Source organism: Cytobacillus sp. C11.1 (assembly GCF_058145115.1).
In genome coordinates this window covers 318,288-334,527 of record NZ_CM176935.1, presented here as the reverse complement: position 1 = coordinate 334,527, position 16,240 = coordinate 318,288, and the positions used below count along the sequence as shown (strand labels likewise).

Annotated in this window: 12 protein-coding genes, 2 pseudogenes and 1 riboswitch; of the genes and pseudogenes, 9 read left to right on the top strand and 5 right to left on the bottom strand. The window is 43.7% G+C overall.

Features of this window, described 5'->3' with window-relative positions; translation table 11 throughout:
* Window positions 1-2: 2 nt before the first annotated feature.
* Together metE and AC3ZVC_RS01620 are read right to left on the bottom strand one after the other, a co-directional pair.
* Window positions 3-2,285: pseudogene (gene metE, locus AC3ZVC_RS01625) on the bottom strand (5-methyltetrahydropteroyltriglutamate--homocysteine S-methyltransferase); the annotation flags it as partial.
* A gap of 148 nt (window positions 2,286-2,433) precedes the next feature.
* Window positions 2,434-2,623: riboswitch (cobalamin riboswitch) on the bottom strand.
* Window positions 2,624-2,855: 232 nt separating this feature from the next.
* Window positions 2,856-3,389, bottom strand: a complete 534-nt coding sequence (locus AC3ZVC_RS01620) for an MEDS domain-containing protein (RefSeq protein ID WP_490065995.1) — start codon at window positions 3,387-3,389, stop codon at window positions 2,856-2,858.
* Between the two features lie 422 nt (window positions 3,390-3,811).
* On the opposite strand from AC3ZVC_RS01620, the gene AC3ZVC_RS01615 reads away from it, so the two are divergent.
* Window positions 3,812-4,012: a cold-shock protein gene (locus AC3ZVC_RS01615; RefSeq protein ID WP_490065994.1), complete on the top strand. Its 201-nt coding sequence runs from the start codon at window positions 3,812-3,814 to the stop codon at window positions 4,010-4,012.
* Between the two features lie 604 nt (window positions 4,013-4,616).
* On the opposite strand, the gene AC3ZVC_RS01610 is transcribed toward AC3ZVC_RS01615, so the two are convergent.
* Together AC3ZVC_RS01610 and AC3ZVC_RS01605 are read right to left on the bottom strand one after the other, a co-directional pair.
* Window positions 4,617-4,784, bottom strand: a complete 168-nt coding sequence (locus AC3ZVC_RS01610) for a hypothetical protein (RefSeq protein WP_490065993.1) — start codon at window positions 4,782-4,784, stop codon at window positions 4,617-4,619.
* Between the two features lie 134 nt (window positions 4,785-4,918).
* Window positions 4,919-5,386 (bottom strand): hypothetical protein, encoded by a 468-nt coding sequence (locus tag AC3ZVC_RS01605; RefSeq protein WP_490065992.1) that lies wholly within the window; start codon window positions 5,384-5,386, stop codon window positions 4,919-4,921.
* Window positions 5,387-5,814: 428 nt separating this feature from the next.
* Here AC3ZVC_RS01605 and AC3ZVC_RS01600 point away from each other — a divergent pair, with 428 nt between their 5' ends.
* The 4 genes from AC3ZVC_RS01600 to AC3ZVC_RS01585 are packed head-to-tail and all read left to right on the top strand — an operon-like array spanning window position 5,815 to window position 10,088.
* Window positions 5,815-7,014, top strand: coding sequence for a S1C family serine protease (locus AC3ZVC_RS01600; RefSeq protein WP_490065991.1), 1,200 nt, complete (start codon window positions 5,815-5,817; stop codon window positions 7,012-7,014).
* Between the two features lie 14 nt (window positions 7,015-7,028).
* Window positions 7,029-7,904: a peptidylprolyl isomerase gene (locus tag AC3ZVC_RS01595; protein WP_490065990.1), complete on the top strand. Its 876-nt coding sequence runs from the start codon at window positions 7,029-7,031 to the stop codon at window positions 7,902-7,904.
* 13 nt (window positions 7,905-7,917) lie between these two features.
* Window positions 7,918-9,375, top strand: a complete 1,458-nt coding sequence (locus AC3ZVC_RS01590) for an ABC transporter permease (RefSeq protein WP_490065989.1) — start codon at window positions 7,918-7,920, stop codon at window positions 9,373-9,375.
* Window positions 9,376-9,389: 14 nt separating this feature from the next.
* Window positions 9,390-10,088 carry an ABC transporter ATP-binding protein gene (locus AC3ZVC_RS01585; protein ID WP_490065988.1) on the top strand — a complete coding sequence of 233 codons (699 nt, stop codon included), beginning with the start codon at window positions 9,390-9,392 and terminating at the stop codon, window positions 10,086-10,088.
* 195 nt (window positions 10,089-10,283) lie between these two features.
* Here AC3ZVC_RS01585 and AC3ZVC_RS01580 read toward each other — a convergent pair.
* Window positions 10,284-10,900: pseudogene (locus AC3ZVC_RS01580) on the bottom strand (TetR/AcrR family transcriptional regulator).
* A 173-nt stretch (window positions 10,901-11,073) separates the two neighbouring features.
* Here AC3ZVC_RS01580 and kynU point away from each other — a divergent pair.
* From kynU to AC3ZVC_RS01560, 4 genes are all read left to right on the top strand, one after another.
* Window positions 11,074-12,345, top strand: coding sequence for a kynureninase (kynU, locus tag AC3ZVC_RS01575; protein ID WP_490065987.1), 1,272 nt, complete (start codon window positions 11,074-11,076; stop codon window positions 12,343-12,345).
* Entirely contained in the window at window positions 12,342-12,971 is a 630-nt protein-coding gene (kynB, locus tag AC3ZVC_RS01570; RefSeq protein ID WP_490065986.1) for an arylformamidase, read from the top strand. Before kynU ends, kynB begins: the two co-directional genes overlap by 4 nt.
* Window positions 12,972-13,289: 318 nt before the next feature.
* Complete coding sequence (kynA, locus tag AC3ZVC_RS01565; protein ID WP_490065985.1) at window positions 13,290-14,147, top strand: tryptophan 2,3-dioxygenase; 858 nt, start codon at window positions 13,290-13,292, stop codon at window positions 14,145-14,147.
* 208 nt (window positions 14,148-14,355) lie between these two features.
* Window positions 14,356-15,702, top strand: a complete 1,347-nt coding sequence (locus AC3ZVC_RS01560; RefSeq protein WP_490065984.1) for a sodium-dependent transporter — start codon at window positions 14,356-14,358, stop codon at window positions 15,700-15,702.
* Window positions 15,703-16,240: the final 538 nt, after the last annotated feature.

Below are 16,240 nucleotides of genomic sequence, written 5' to 3'. Positions count from 1 at the left end.
GTAAGCAGTTTTTCTCGCGTCTGCTGGGCGGCCTCCGTCATAACCTTCAGAGCCTCAATTGTTTCATGGGTCCTGCGTGTCTTTAATCCGCAGTCTGGATTAATCCAGAACAGCTTTGGATCAAGGACTTGAAGGGCGCGGTCAATATTTCTGGCCATTTCCTCACGGCTCGGTACTCGGGGACTGTGAATATCGTAAATGCCAAGCCCGATGCCTTTTTTATAGGTGCTGTCTTCAAAGGCTTGAATCAGTTCCCCGTGGCTTCTGGAAGTCTCGATTGATATGACATCAGCATCAAGAGCATCAATTGCTTCGATAATGTCTTTAAAATTGGAATAGCACATATGCGTATGAATTTGGGTCTCGTTCCGAACAGAAGAGGTAGCCAGCTTAAAAGCATGGACCGCAGCATGCAAGTAGCTGTCCCAATTCTTCCTTTTTAATGGCAAGCCTTCACGAAGGGCCGGTTCATCGACCTGGATCATCCCGATACCGTTCTTCTCAAGTGCTTTGATTTCCCCACGCAGCGCCAGGGCGATTTGATTTGCCACTGTATATCGGGAAAGATCATTCCGGACAAATGACCAATTCAAAATGGTGATCGGACCCGTCAGCATGCCCTTTACAGGTTTAGATGTCAGTGATTGGGCATAGAGGGACTCTTTCAGTGTAATGGGAGTCTTGAAAAAGACATCCCCAAATATGATTGGAGGCTTTACACATCGTGAGCCATAAGACTGAACCCATCCGAATTTTGTGAATTGAAAACCGCCCAATTTTTCCCCAAAGTACTCTACCATATCGGTTCTTTCAAATTCCCCATGTACAAGCACATCCAGACCCAGCTCCTCCTGAATGTGGATCCATCGCTTGATTTCTGCTTTTATAAATTCTTCGTACTGTTCACTTGTTAGTTCACCTTTTCGCCACTTCAGCCGCTGCTTCCGAACTTCCTGTGTCTGCGGGAGACTGCCGATCGTGGTCGTTGGCAGAATGGGCAGCTTAAAAGCAGCGTCCTGTGCTTTATTGCGGATTTCATAAGGAGCTTTCCGTTCCGTTTTAAACGTATGCAGATTTTCGATAGCCTTCTGAACTTCCGTATGCTTGCGTTCAGGTGAGTCAGCTAAGGTCTTGAGTGCAGCTGAACTGGCGGCAATGTCGTTTTCAACTTTTTCTCTTCCATCATTTAAGCCTGATGTAAGAATGTTAATTTCCCGAAGCTTTTCATCGGCAAAAGAGAGGGCGTTTTTTATAGTCGTCTCGAGTGTATCTTCGTTTCTGACCGTTACCGGAGCATGCAAAAGGCTTGAAGAAGGCTGTACAATCAAGTGCCCTGGACAAACGTATTCAGAAATTTCATCAAGGAGATTGAAACAGTCCTCCAAATCTGCCCGCCAAACATTTCTGCCATCAATAATACCTGCTGCCAGCACTTTCTCCTGAGGGAAACCGAACTCTTTTAGAGCTTCAAGATTCTTTCCTCCATCATGGACAAAGTCCAGCCCAATTCCATGAACGGGAAGGGCAGTAACTTCTTCAAAATAATCTACATAGTCAAAATAGGTCTGCAGGATTATTTTGATGTTTGGAGCAGCATTACATAATGTTTCATAGACTTCTTTAAGAAGCTCGATGTCTTCTTCCGAAAAAGTACTGCATAAGATCGGTTCGTCCATTTGAACCCATTCAGCGCCTGCCTGCTGCAGTTCTTTTAGAATTTGAGCATAAAGAGGGACAAAAAGGTGTACCATTTCGTTTAACTCTTTTTCCTTATATCCTTTCGATAGTTTTACGAAGGTGACCGGGCCAAGGATAACCGGCTTGCCGATGATGTTAAGCTTTTGTTTTGCTTCGTTAAATAATGCGAGTGGCCGGTTTTCGGCAAGCACCGGTACCGTCTGGTCCAATTCCGGCACGATATAATGGTAGTTTGTGTTAAACCATTTCGTCATTTCGGAGGCAACCGCAGAAGAACTGCCTCGTGCCATATCAAAATAGGTCTCCAATGGGACTTTGCCGCCATCATATTTAAAGCGCTTTGGAACTAACCCAAACATCAACGCTGTATCCAAGACATGATCGTACATGCTCCAGTCACCGACAGGTATCAAATCTATTCCCTGCTCCTGCTGCCTTTGAAGATGAGCCAGCCGCAATTCTTCCATTTGCTTTAAAAAATATTCCCGGTCAGATTTCCCGGCCCAATACTGCTCCAAGGCTTTTTTCCATTCCCTGTGTTCTCCGATCCGTGGATATCCTAAGTTAGAGCTCCTTACGTATGCCAATATTGAAACACTCCCCGTATTTTTTTTCCGAAAATAAAAAATCTCTCTTTTCATCGAAAAGAGAGATAAATGTGCATAGTCAAATAGGTTGGGGCCATTACAGTTTTCCCAACGTGCTTACCTCACTCCTCTCTATATACCCGTAGAGTACAAGTGCATACAACAGGCAGGTCTCCTGGCTCTGGTTCACAGCAACTTAATCCCTTCCCATTTCAAATGAAACAGTGGTCTGATGATAAGTCGCTCCCCAATACAGTGGCGGGACCGCGCCGGCATTTAACCGGACTTCCCTTTTAACTGAGCAGATTTTGCTCAGCACCTGAAGCATTTCGTATGAAATTGTCTGGTAGTGCAAGCGGATCAGAAAACTCCGCAAAAAATTTAAAATATTTAAATTTAATGAAAATACTAGCACGGGATGTTGCTGCTGTCAAAAGATTTTTAATACAGAACTCTCCACAAATCTACTTCAAGGGAAGCAGTTCAAGAAGAAAATAAATACCTAGTCTTACCGGATAAAGGTGAGACAAGTTTTGCTAATAGTCAATCTTGGTTGTCGTGTTTCTTCACTCATTCATTTATAAGAAAGTTATGGCAGGATTTAAGGCTTTCTTTAAATTCTTTACTAACCCTTTCTGAATCGTAGGCACAAATAGATAGAAGTTTTGTTTTGGCAACAATTAGATCTGCCTCTTTTTCAGAAGCCGATAATTTTTTACTGACTTCCTGTTCATCACGCCATTCTACATGAGCCCAGCTCCGGACAGCTAAATCGTGTTCTGCACAACCTTCAATTAAGTTCGGGAGATAATCAAAAATAGAATTAATTCTAAAGTCTCCCTTGGCATAATAGAAGTCATAATTATTGACGAACTTTACTTTTTCAAGGCAGCTTTTATTCAATAACGTTGTGAGTCCTTTTTTAATCAATGGAGTAATTCGGTCATTTTCTACAATGATGGAGTATTCATTTAGTTCCAAGCCGGAAATAACAAAATCTATGACATTTGATATATATTGGTCCTGATTCTTAAAAAAATATAATACATGCCCCTTAGTAAGGTTATGAATTTCATGAACCTCTCTTAAATGTATACTTCCCAAATTTGCACCCCATTGGATTTTGTCATTTTATGCCTGTAGATAAGTTTATCATACTTTGATATTAAAATGGTTTCGCCAGCAGGAATCTCCATGAAAGGAGACATCATAACAAGGCAGGTAAAGAAGAGTCTATTAAACTTTTTCTTCTAACGTAAATGAAACACATTCGTTTAAATGCTGTAATGAAAATCCGTAAAATTTATGCTATTGATTGGATAATGGAGAGGACAAAAGTTTGTACTTAAACAAACGATGCTTCATTTGATGTATTCTTGCACATACTTGTGAGAAATGTTAATCTAAACTAGAATTATTTTTGTTCGGTGTAAAGGATAGTTTGAGTAAAACTTTACGTCTTGATGATCACTGAGAGCAAGGATAGTAACACAATGTGTGTTTTTACGCACAAGGAGGCAACAAATATGGAAAATGGTAAAGTGAAATGGTTTAACAGTGAAAAAGGCTTCGGATTCATCGAACGTGAAGGTGGAGAAGACGTATTCGTTCATTTCTCAGCTATTCAAGGCGAAGGTTTTAAATCTTTAGAAGAAGGTCAAGCAGTGACTTTCGATGTTGAGCAAGGTCAACGTGGAGCTCAAGCAGCTAACGTGCGTAAATCTTAATAAAAAACCAAACTCAAGCAGGCTCTTTACGAGCCTGTTTTTTTATTTAATGAACTTAAAAGTAAGGAACCCCACTTCCGAATGAGCAGGGCACATGTACACAGTAAATCAAATGGTATACAAAGTTTATCATATTATTACGTATTGTCCTAATTGCTATGACTAAACAGTTTAAAGTTCTATTGTAGAGAGTAGCTGATAATTGTCACTCTATCTTGTTTGTAATGCAACTAACAGATAACTTATGTTTATGATCAGCTGCCAAATAAGCGGCTTTTACTGACGGGGCGAGTTAGTTAAACAAGAGTGGATCTCTAAATAAAAAACTTGGGTTAAATTCTCCCAAGCTCATCTATGAAGGATGACTAAAGTTTATTTTTGGCAGACTTATGTCTATCTTTTTAAGCTATCCTGTCATTCGGCTGCCACTTCCGGTAGCTTTTTTATTTATGACCTAAAGGTTAGCGGAACCAGCTAATATGTCGACGTGCCAGCTTTATCTTATTCCGTGCAGGTTTGTTTAATAAGAAAAAATATAAACGGTTATATCGTATTAAAAAAAGCAAAAAGAGTGAACTAACATTTAGTCCACTCTTAAACAGAATTAATCATTGTTTTTGGTCATATTATCAACACCATTAACTGGGTGCGGCTGACCGTATCCTTCAACATTGCCAGCATGCTCTCTGTGATACTCTGAACCTGCAGTTTGATGATTATCTATTAATGATTTAGCTTTTTGCTTCTCTGTCTTACTGTTTTGATGTGACAAATATTTTCACCTCCCATACACAGTTTAGATTGCTTAATATTTGTGAAACTATTCCAGGGACAAGGGGACAGGTTCACTGTCCTGGATTATTACTTGAAACAGTGGGACAAGGGACCTGTCCCTCTGTTCCCTTATCAGCTAAATTTTCTTGCTTTTTCAAACAAATACTGTACTCCATATAATATATAGGCTTTGTAGTGAAGGTAGATGAAAAATTGAAAATGATTTAACCGATTCAAACTAATGATCTTAAGTTTTTTTAGTACATCAATGATGATAAAAGCAAAGAGTCCATCAGCAATAACATTAAGCAATATAAACTTTTTAAAGTTTCCATATGAATATTTAAGTAACCACATGGACAGAGGCATATAGGGACCAATACTAAACGGAAGTTCATCCTTAAAAAATGATTTCCGCTTATCGTAAAACTTCCACCAATTCCGCTTGTGTCCATACATGTGATTTATGATCTCAAAAATAATAATAATAACGCCCGCAAAAGAATAACGTTTGAAACTGCGCTTTCCTATAAATAACAGCGATAACCACGGAATCACTATTATAGAGAGATTAAATAGTAAATGCCTCATTTTTATCATAAGCGATTTCACCTCATCCTGCTTTTAAACTCTTTTTTAAAGTATCCAATATCCTAAAAAAAAACCTATTTTTTCCTGATGATTAACTTAGTAATGGAAAGGGACAAAGCTCTCTACAATTGCACACTGTTAATATAATATTGTACACTTTGCGAGAGATGGGCATGTAAAGAGCCTTTATCCAAGCGAAAAAGTACACCTTCTCGAATAATCATTTTTATTTGGGACATGGAGCCTGTCCCCTTGTCCCATATAAAGACAGAAAAGCTCAGAGTCAGATAACTCTGGGCTTTTTTGTGTTGTTTCGAAAAATATTTAGAAAATACCCCTTTGACATTTTCCTGACACATTGGGCCTTTAAAGTATGACTTGTAAGGCAAACGACAACTATACCAATTTCAAAATAGATAAGAAGGAAGTGTTTAATCATGACGGATTTTAACGAAGAAAGCAGAACAGAAAACGGGGCGGTAAAAAAGCCGGTATGGAAGGGATTCCTTTCAACCGTGGCGGCTGGTGTGCTGGGGTCGGCGCTTACGCTGACAGCCGTTCCGTATTTCCAGGAAGACACACCACAGGAGACCGTTCCGGAAGAAAGTGTACAAGCTGAAAGCTCTTCCAATCTACACGTGACTCCAGTGTCTGCTTCATCCAATTCACTGGCGGATACCATTGAGCAAGCCTCCAAAGCCATTGTCGGGGTTGTGAATATGCAGCAGCAAAACAATAATCCGTTCAGCCAAACGAGTGAAGCTGCCGAAAGCGGTACGGGGTCGGGGGTTGTTTTTAAAAAGACAGACGATGCGGCTTATATCGTGACGAACAACCATGTGATTGAAAATGCCAGCGAGATTCAGGTGACACTGCATGACGGCGAGAAGGTAACGGCAGAATTGGTTGGTACGGATGCGCTAACAGATATTGCAGTGCTGAAAATTAATGGAGACGTCTCAGTAGCTGCCATGCCGTTTGGCGATTCTTCCAAGCTAAGGGCCGGCGATCAGGTGCTGGCGATCGGCAATCCGCTTGGCCTTGATTTATCCAGAACGGTGACACAAGGAATCGTAAGCGCGGTGGACCGGTCCATTGAAGTCAGCACATCTGCAGGGGAATGGAATTTAAATGTCATTCAGACGGATGCCGCCATCAATCCCGGCAACAGCGGAGGAGCATTGATGAATACAGCCGGGCAGCTGGTTGGAATCAACAGCCTGAAAATCGCGGACAGCGGTGTGGAAGGCCTTGGATTTGCAATCCCAAGCAATGAGGTCAAAACGCTGATTGATCAGCTGATTGAAAAGGGACAAGTGGTCCGGCCGTATCTTGGCATTGGACTGGCAAGCTTTGACGAAGTGGCCCCTCAATATTTGGGCTATCTGCCTGATGGCGTGAAAAGCGGAGCGATTGTAGCGAATATTGATCCGGATTCGGCTGCAACGGAAGCCGGCCTTCAGGTGGAGGATATTCTCGTCAGCATCGGAGGCAAGGAAATTACGAATTCAGGAGATCTACGCAAGCATTTATACAGCGATTTTTCGATTGGCGATCAGGTGAAAATCGAATTTTACCGCGGGGACGAATTGAAGACAGCTGAAGTGACTTTAACAAGTAATCAGAAAGCGAATTAGGAAAGGGGAACACGATGAAGAATAAGCAAGTTTTATATTGGATTTTAGGCAGTGTTTTTACAATCGGGACAGCTGCAGCCATCTTTTTTACCATACAGGATGACGCGGCAGCTACCGTTAATGGCGAGAAAATCAGTCAGGATGAGCTGCATGAGCAGCTCGTTGCCCAGTACGGGCAGGAGCTTCTGGATTCGCTGATCACCGAGAAAGTAATTGATCAGGAAGTAAAGAAAGAGAATGTGAAAGTGACACAAGAAGAAATTGACGAGGAAAAGGCTGCTTATGCGGAATCATACGGCGGTGAGGATGCTTTAAAGCAGACGCTCGAATCTAGTGGCCTCTCGATGGCTGATTTTGAGGATGATATCGAATCCTACCTGGCAACGAAAAAGCTGCTTGAACCAAGGATTGAGATTTCGGAAGAGGATATGAAAGCCTATTTTGATGAAAACAAAGACAGCTTTGCCCAGGAGGAACAGGTGTCTGCGAGCCATATTTTAGTAGCAGATGAGAAGGCGGCAAAAGAAGTCATTGAGAAGCTGAATGATGGCGGGGACTTTGCCGAATTGGCAGCAGAATATTCGACCGATGACAGCAATAAAGATGCAGGCGGAGACCTCGGCTTTTTCGGAAAGGGAGACATGGTCGCTGAATTTGAAGAGGTCGCTTTCTCTCTGGAGCCGGGAAAAATCAGCGAGCCCGTTAAAACGGAATATGGCTACCACGTCATCAAGGTAGCAGAAAAGCAGGAAGCCAAGGAAGCGGTCTATGAGGATGTTAAGGAAGAGATTAAAAATACATTATTCGAAACAGAGATGCAGACAGAATACACCGCATGGCTGGAAGAAAAATTTGAAGAATATGAGATTAAGAACTTTTTAGAGGGCTGAGGGGAAAATTAAGATGAATTTTTTAAAGCGAGCTTTTTTAAGTGTGAAAGCACGAAAAGGGAAAAGCATTCTGCAGATTTTCGTATTCACGGTAATTTGTGTATTAGTGCTGGCAGGTTTGTCGATCCAGACAGCTGCAGAAAAATCCGGAGACCTTGCCCGGCAAAAGCTGGGGGCTGATGTCACCTTGCAGGCTGATATAGATAAGCTGAGAGAACAGGCGATGTCCGAGCAAAGCGAAGGGGAGCGGGTGCGTTTCCAGTCCGTACCGGTTCCGCTTGAAACCGCAGAGGAGCTAACTTCTTACGATCAGATTAAAGGCTATAATTTCTATTCGTCCACTACTGGACTAGCCTCCGATTTTGAGCCGATTGAAAGCGAGTCGGCTGCGTCCGATACGTCGGAAGAAAGCAATGAAGGGGAGGAGCCTGGAAGAGGCATGCCGGGCGGAATGATGCAGGGAGATGTCAGCCTGCAGGGAGTTGCCTTTACAGACTCTGTTGCAGAATTTATGGATGGAACTTCAGCGATTGTTGAAGGCAGCGGGATTACAGAAGAGAATATTGGAAAAAATGTAACACTGATTGAACAGACATTAGCAGAAGAAAACGAGTTGATTGTTGGCGATACGATCACGGTTTCCAGCCCGCGGGCCGAAGCGGTGGCGGTGGAGCTTGAAATTATCGGAATCTATCAAACGGCGTCCGCCGGCTCTGATCAAGCAATGGATTTTACAGCCTTGAATCCATATAACAAGCTATACGTTCCATATACAGCGGCAGCGGCAATAAAAGGGGCGGATTATGAAAATTCGATCGATAGCGCCATTTACTACATTGATGACCCTGCTGAAATGCAAAGCTTTATTGACCAGGCAAAGATTGAGAGCAGCATTGATTTTGAAACGTTCAAGCTTGATGCCGATGACCAGCTGTATCAGCAGATGGTCGGGCCGATTGAGAACGTAGCCAGCTTTTCGAATAATATTGTGTACTTGGTATCCATAGCCGGGGCGATTATTTTGGGCTTAATTGTCATGATGTCGATCCGTGAAAGAAAGTATGAAATGGGCGTTCTGCTGGCCATCGGCGAAAAAAGATGGAAGCTCGCAGGCCAGTTTATTGCCGAAATCTTAGTGGTGGCGGTTCTATCGCTCGGCATTGCAACAGCAAGCGGCAATGTGGTGGCGGGCCAGCTTGGCGATCAGCTCTTGAATCAGGAGTTAGCGTCCGCGGAACAGACGAATACACCTGAATCCTTCAGAGGAAGGGGCATGGGCGGCTTTGGACCGGGAATGATGCAGGCTCAAGCATCAGTGGAAACAGTTGATGAGCTGAATGTCCAGGTGACAACAGAGGATCTTGGGTTTCTGGCACTAATCGGCCTGGTGATTGCAGCTGGGTCAGCATTATTGCCTTCGTTATCGGTTCTGCGCCTTCAGCCCAAAGCCATTCTTAGCAAGCAGGATTAAAAGGAGATGGAAATATGAGTTCATTGCTGGAATTCAACAATATTAGCTATTGGTATAAACACGAAAATAAAAAACATGAAATCTTGAAAAATATTAATGTTAGCTTTGAGAAAGGGAATTTTTACAGCATCATTGGGCCATCCGGCTCCGGGAAAACCACGTTCCTGGCGCTGGCCAGCGCCCTCGATGTCCCAAAAGAGGGAGAAGTGCTGTATGAGGGGAAGGATATCCGAAAAATCGGACTGACGCGTTTCCGGAACAAATATGTCTCCATTGTCTTTCAATCTTATAATCTGCTTCCCTATATGACCGCGCTCCAAAATGTCCTGACTGCGATGGAGATTACGGGGTCTTCCACAAAAAATAAAAAGGCGATTGCTTTGGAGATGCTGCAGCGGGTCGGGATAGCCGAGATCCAGGCACGGCAAAAAGTCCTCACATTGAGCGGCGGACAGCAGCAGCGTGTTTCCATTGCACGTGCATTGTGCTGTGATGCCGAGCTGATTGTAGCGGATGAACCGACTGGGAACTTGGATGAAGATACGGCTCAAGAGATTGTTGGGTTGCTGCGATCGCTTGCTCATGAGGAAGAGAAGTGCGTGATCGTCGTTACGCATGACCCGAATATTGCGCGGGATTCGGATGTTACGGTGAAGCTGTTGAAAGGGAATATTACGGTTTCGTCAAATAATCGAGAGCTGGTTTCGAATTGAAAAAGGTGCCTTTCCCCGGGGTGGGGGGAAGGCACCTTTTTTACGAACGATTTTTGACTTTAAACCAAACGGTGGAATGGGAAGTCACGCATAAAATCTAAAAGTGATGCATAAGTCAACAAAACTGACGCATAAATCGAAAAAGGGAAGCGCAAAACTAGTAAAATGACGCTGATTTACCCCGCGAATTCTTCTTTATTCATACAACCCGCCCGTATACATACTGGTCAGGTTCACAATGATGTCTTCCATTTCATATTTATCCTCGTTCATAACCAATTCCCACATGAACATTTCATTGGAATAGAACCAGCCTCTTGCGGTGAGAGATGGATCGAGATGCTGCTTGGCGAGTTTTTGCTCCTGGGCATAGCGGATGTCCACTGAAATCCGCTCGATGAATCGTTCGCGGATCTATACCATTTATGGTCGATTTCAGGTGAGACGCCAATCGCTTCTTTTACCACCTTCATCATATCCTGCTCATCCAAAGCCAGCTGCAGGAAAAGGCGAACCTGCTTTTTGATATTTTCATAGGCTTCGTCTTTTGTCTGCGGTTTGAAGGGCATCTCGGCCACTTCGTAAAATTGGTTCATTAAATCTTCCATCAAGGTGATGAAAAGCTCATCTTTATTTTTAAAATAAACATACGCTGTTCCGTAGCCTGTTTCGGCTTTTTTAATAATTTGTGAGATGGTCGCTTTTTGAAAGCCATTTTCGAGAAAAATTTCTTTTCCGGCTTTCAGGAGTTTATTCCGTGTTTTAATGGCTTGCTGCTGCCTTGCCGGCAATTGGTCAATTGAGTTTGTCATGTTTTCATTCCTTTGCCAGTTTGCTTTTATATTTCGAACATTGAAGTATTTTTAATAAGTTTAAATGGTTTTGAGTTTTCTGACAACCTTATTGACATTATATCATTGACATAGTGTCAATTAAACTTATATAATTTGCGTAAATAATAAATATTCTGAAGGGTTGGAAATCTATGGATATTACACGCGAATATGCAATCGGACTGGATGCCCAGGATGGTCTGGCATCTTACCGGGAAGAGTTTTATATAAAGGAAAACGGAATTTACTTGGATGGAAACTCCCTTGGCCTGCTTTCCAAGCGAGCGGAAAAATCGCTTCTCGATTTGCTGGATTCCTGGAAGAACCATGGTATCGATGGCTGGACAGAAGGGGACAATCCTTGGTTCTATCTGTCTGAAACACTTGGAAAAGAGCTGGCGCCAATCGTAGGGGCAAATCCGGAGGAAGTAATTGTAAGCGGTTCCACGACTGTTAACTTGCACCAGCTTGTATCTACTTTTTATAAGCCGGAAGGAAAAAGAACGAAAATATTGGCGGACGAATTAAATTTTCCGAGCGATATTTATGCGCTGCAAAGTCAGGTTAAGCTGAAGGGCTATGATCCTGCCGAGCATCTTGTCCAGGTAAAGAGCGGGGATGGCCATACGCTGAAGGAAGAAGATATTGTCGCGGCGATGACAGATGAGATTGCGCTGATTGTTCTGCCGGGCGTTTTGTATCGCAGCGGCCAGGTGCTGGATATGGAATATTTGACTGCCGAGGCGCATAAGCGCGGCATCGGGATTGGCTTTGACTTATGCCATTCGGTTGGTTCCATCCCGCATGAACTGAGTGCGTGGGATGCCGATTTTGCTTTCTGGTGCAACTATAAGCATTTGAACGGCGGACCAGGTTCCACAGGCGGATTGTTTGTGAACAAGCGCCATTTTGGCAAAGTGCCAGGTCTTGCCGGCTGGTTCAGCTCCCGCAAAGATAAGCAATTTGATATGGAGCATGAACTTACAGTTGCTGAGGATGCAGGCGCATACCAAATCGGAACGCCGAATATTTTTAGCATGGCGCCGATTATTGGCTCTCTCAGCATGTTTAATGAAGTAGGGATGGAAAAGATCCGCGAGAAGTCTCTTAAAATGACAGGCTATTTGATCGATTTATTTAAGCATGAGCTGGACGGGCACGGTTTTGTTCTGCGAAATCCGCTTGACGAGAAGAAGCGCGGCGGTCATATTTATCTGGAGCATCCGGAAGCGGCCAGAATTTGTAAGGCTTTGAAGGCGGAGGGTGTCATTCCTGATTTCCGCGCACCGAATGGAATTAGGCTGGCACCGGTTGCGCTTTACAATACATTTGAGGATGTCTGGAAAACCGTTCAAATTTTAAAGAGCATTATGGAAGAGGAAAAATACAAGCAATATGAAAACAAACGGGGAGTCGTAGCATGACGAAAAAAGGGTGGATTGATATTTCACAGCCATTAAGCAGCGATATTGCACACTGGCCCGGCGATACGCCATTCAGCTATGAAACGGCTTTTACAAAAGAACAAACAGGATCGGTCAATATTGGCCGGATCACAACCAGCCTGCATACCGGTACCCATGTCGATGCGCCGTTTCATTTTAATGATGAAGGCGAGAAGATTATTGATCTTGATATCGAGCTGTATATCGGGCCTGCGCGTGTGATTGATGTGTCTGGTTATGATCGCGTGGATGCTGAAGTATTGCAGGGTTTTGATTTGGAAGGTGTGGAACGTGTGCTGCTGAAAACAGCGGTTCCGAATAATCCGGAAGTGTTCCCGGAAAGGATTTCAGAATTGGCGGGGGATATGGCTGACTACCTGGGCAGTAAGGGGGTGGGCCTTCTGGGTGTGGATGTTCCATCCGTCGACCCGCTCGACAGCAAGGACATGGAAACGCACCATGCTTTATATCGGAATGGCATTCATATTTTAGAAAATATTATGCTTGATGATGTAGAAGAAGGCAATTATGAGCTGATTGCTTTGCCGCTGCCGATTAAAGACGCGGATGGCAGTCCGGTACGGGCGGTTATTCGGCCGATTTAAAGATTATTGGACGGGGAATGGCTGATTTGAGGAAATTATTGGGCGGAACCGTCCAGTTATCGGCAAAATTTTAAGATTTATCGGCCAAACAGCAATTTTGCAGCTATCCAGACCTGAATTAGCGAGCAGAAAAACCAGCTACCGGCCAATTCTAGTAAAATACCGGCCAAACAGCGGGAATTACCAGCCAAAGCCAGTTTCTCAATATGTGAGGTCCATAGCAGCGGCCTCTTCAGTCAAGAAGATAGTGTTCAAATGCTGGTACACCGGACCGTAACTACATGTAGAACCAGAACCAAAACACAAGGAGGATCCACCATGATCAACGAAAAAAACCATCAGGATGTTAATGCAACTACATCGGAAAAAAGTATTCATACGGATTTTACAAACAATATGACATATGGCGAGTACCTGCAGCTGGATAAGATCCTATCTGCACAAAACCGGCTTTCCGGCCATCATGATGAGATGCTGTTCATTGTTATCCACCAGGTGAGTGAGCTGTGGATGAAATTGATTCTTCATGAGATGGGCGCAGCCATTGAATCGATCGAAAACAACGACTTGTCCACAGCACAGAAGCGTCTTGCGCGTGTTTCGAAGACGCAATCGCAGATTATCCAGGCCTGGGATGTGTTGTCCACAATGACGCCATCCGAGTATATGGAGTTCCGTGATTCTCTTGGCCAGGCATCTGGCTTCCAATCCTACCAGTACCGTATGGTAGAATTTGCGTTAGGATACAAAACGGAGCATGTTTTGAAAATCTACCAAAAGGATCCTGAGCTGCATGCGAAATTAACAAAGGCGTTCGAAGCACCAGGCCTTTACGATGTAGCAATCCGCGCGCTCCACAAAGCAGGTCTGGCTATTGACGAAGAAATCCTAAATAGAGATGTAACAAGAACATACAAAGAAAATGTTTCCGTCCGCGACGCTTGGATGACTGTTTATAAAAATCCTGAAAAGTATTGGGAGCTTTATGAGCTGGCAGAAAAGCTTGTGGATATTGAAGACTGGCTTCAGCAGTGGCGCTTCCGCCATATGAAAACGGTGGAAAGAATCATCGGCTTTAAAATGGGAACAGGCGGTTCTTCAGGTGTCGGCTACCTGAAAAAGGTGCTGGATCAGCGTTTCTTCCCTGAGCTTTGGGATATCCGCACTGAGCTATAAAATAAAAAGGGATTCACTCCGGTTGATGGTTTGCTTCGGCTCACAATCGATGGGTCACGCAGAAGCTGCCACATGTCGTGGCGAGCTTAGTCTGCGTTCCTTCATACTATACGGACAGCTTAATTATCCCCGCTATTCATTATCCTTAAGCGGGCGTATTCCTGCCGTTGATTTACGATAAAAATAGAGACATTTTACAGGGGGTACTATGAGTACAAAAAATCGAGAGCAATGGTCATCTAAATTTGGTTTTATCATGTCCTCGGCCGGTGCAGCGATCGGCCTGGGGGCCATTTGGAAGTTTCCGTACGTAGCTGGAACGAGCGGCGGTGGTGCATTTTTACTTATGTTTATTGTATTTACTGTTTTGATCGGGCTGCCTATGCTTGTTTCAGAGTTCATCATTGGGCGTGGCGCACAGAAAGAGGCGGTATCTGCTTACTATAAACTGGCTCCCAACAGCTGGTGGACGATTACCGGAAAGCTTGGTGTCATTGGCTGTTTCCTGCTGCTTTCCTTCTATGCGGTTGTAGGGGGATGGGTGCTGATTTATAGTGTGATGGCCATTGGAGGCCAAATTATTACACCAGATGCGGCGTACCCTGAATTATTTGGAAGCATCACCTCTACACCTGGTTTAACACTTTTCGGGCTTGCTGCTTTTTTGCTCATTAATATTATTGTTATTACGTTCGGTATACAAAATGGAATTGAAAAAGCAAGCAAATATATGATGCCGCTTTTATTCGTCTTTTTTATTGTGCTTGTGATCCGTGCATTGACATTGGATGGGGCAATGGAAGGGGTTAAGTTCTTCCTGAACCCGGACTTCAGCAAAATCACCGGTGAATCTGCCCTTTACGCACTTGGACAGTCATTCTTTGCGCTTGCGGTCGGCTTTTCCTGCATGGTTACATACAGCTCTTACTTGGATAAAAAGGTAAGCATTCCTGCATCAGCCGGTTCCGTTGTGACCATGAATATCTTTATTTCCATTCTGGCTGGTCTGGCTATATTCCCTGTTGTGTTTGCATTTGGCTTCGAGCCTGCAGAAGGTCCCGGCCTGCTGTTCATGGTTTTGCCGGCAGTATTTTCACAAATTCCAATGGGCGAATTTTTCCTGGCGATCTTCCTGCTTCTATTCTTATTTGCAACATTAACTTCTTCGTTTAGCATGCTGGAAATCATCGTATCTGCTTTTATTGAGAACGGAAAACACTCACGGAAAAAGATCTCATGGATCTCAGGACTGGTTGTGTTTGGGGCTGGAATACCTGCAGCTTTGTCATTCAGCTTGCTGGGAGATTTCACAATTTTCGGGAAAAATGTCTTTGATGCAACAGATTTCCTTGTCAGCAATATCTTGCTTCCGCTCGGCAGCCTGCTGATCGCGCTGTTTATTTCATACAAAATGAATAAGCAGCTTGTGAAGGACGAATTCGCACTCAGCAGCACACTATCGCCTGCCCTGTACTCAACCTGGAGCTTCCTGATGAAATGGGTCGTTCCGATTACGATTATTGTTGTGTTCATGAGTACACTTGGTTTTATTTAAAAGGCTGTTTTCGCAAACTTTGTTGCTTTTTAAACAAGTAGTGAGGTGAGGTTGATTTCCACTCCAGGATGCTTAGCGAACGCGGGGCGGACGGTGAGCCTCCTCGGTGCGCAGCACCTGTGGGGTCTCACCTGTCCCACTCCTCCCGCTGGACTTTGAATAAACATCCTTGAATCATCACCGCACGAAGGAAATGCGAATGCATTTTCGAGGAGTCTCGCACCTTACGCTCCAATCAACCAACCTTATTTAACAATGTTTTATTCACAGATCTATTTAAGTACAACAATCTTTTAGAAAACAGCCATTTAAAAAGAAAGCGCCCGTCTGCGGCGCTTTTTTCCTTTGAAGCGAAACGTTCCTAATGAATAAGCGTAATGAAAATTAATGATAAAAAAGCAGGGGATTGGGCATGTTTGATAATAAAGTGAAAAAGGCAGATGACATCCTTTTAGTCAAATGGCCATTAGATTCCGTTTAATGAAATTGTTGATGTAAGCATATGACACCTATACCGGGGACGAAACTTCAGCATGGC

Excerpts from the sequence above, each read along its gene's own strand:
- AC3ZVC_RS01615 (WP_490065994.1), top strand. The coding sequence starts at position 3,812 with ATGGAAAATGGTAAAGTGAAATGGTTTAACAGTGAAAAAGGCTTCGGA.
- AC3ZVC_RS01605 (WP_490065992.1), bottom strand. The coding sequence starts at position 5,386 with ATGATAAAAATGAGGCATTTACTATTTAATCTCTCTATAATAGTGATT.
- AC3ZVC_RS01600 (WP_490065991.1), top strand. The coding sequence starts at position 5,815 with ATGACGGATTTTAACGAAGAAAGCAGAACAGAAAACGGGGCGGTAAAA.
- AC3ZVC_RS01595 (WP_490065990.1), top strand. The coding sequence starts at position 7,029 with ATGAAGAATAAGCAAGTTTTATATTGGATTTTAGGCAGTGTTTTTACA.
- AC3ZVC_RS01590 (WP_490065989.1), top strand. The coding sequence starts at position 7,918 with ATGAATTTTTTAAAGCGAGCTTTTTTAAGTGTGAAAGCACGAAAAGGG.
- AC3ZVC_RS01585 (WP_490065988.1), top strand. The coding sequence starts at position 9,390 with ATGAGTTCATTGCTGGAATTCAACAATATTAGCTATTGGTATAAACAC.
- kynU (WP_490065987.1), top strand. The coding sequence starts at position 11,074 with ATGGATATTACACGCGAATATGCAATCGGACTGGATGCCCAGGATGGT.
- kynB (WP_490065986.1), top strand. The coding sequence starts at position 12,342 with ATGACGAAAAAAGGGTGGATTGATATTTCACAGCCATTAAGCAGCGAT.
- kynA (WP_490065985.1), top strand. The coding sequence starts at position 13,290 with ATGATCAACGAAAAAAACCATCAGGATGTTAATGCAACTACATCGGAA.
- AC3ZVC_RS01560 (WP_490065984.1), top strand. The coding sequence starts at position 14,356 with ATGAGTACAAAAAATCGAGAGCAATGGTCATCTAAATTTGGTTTTATC.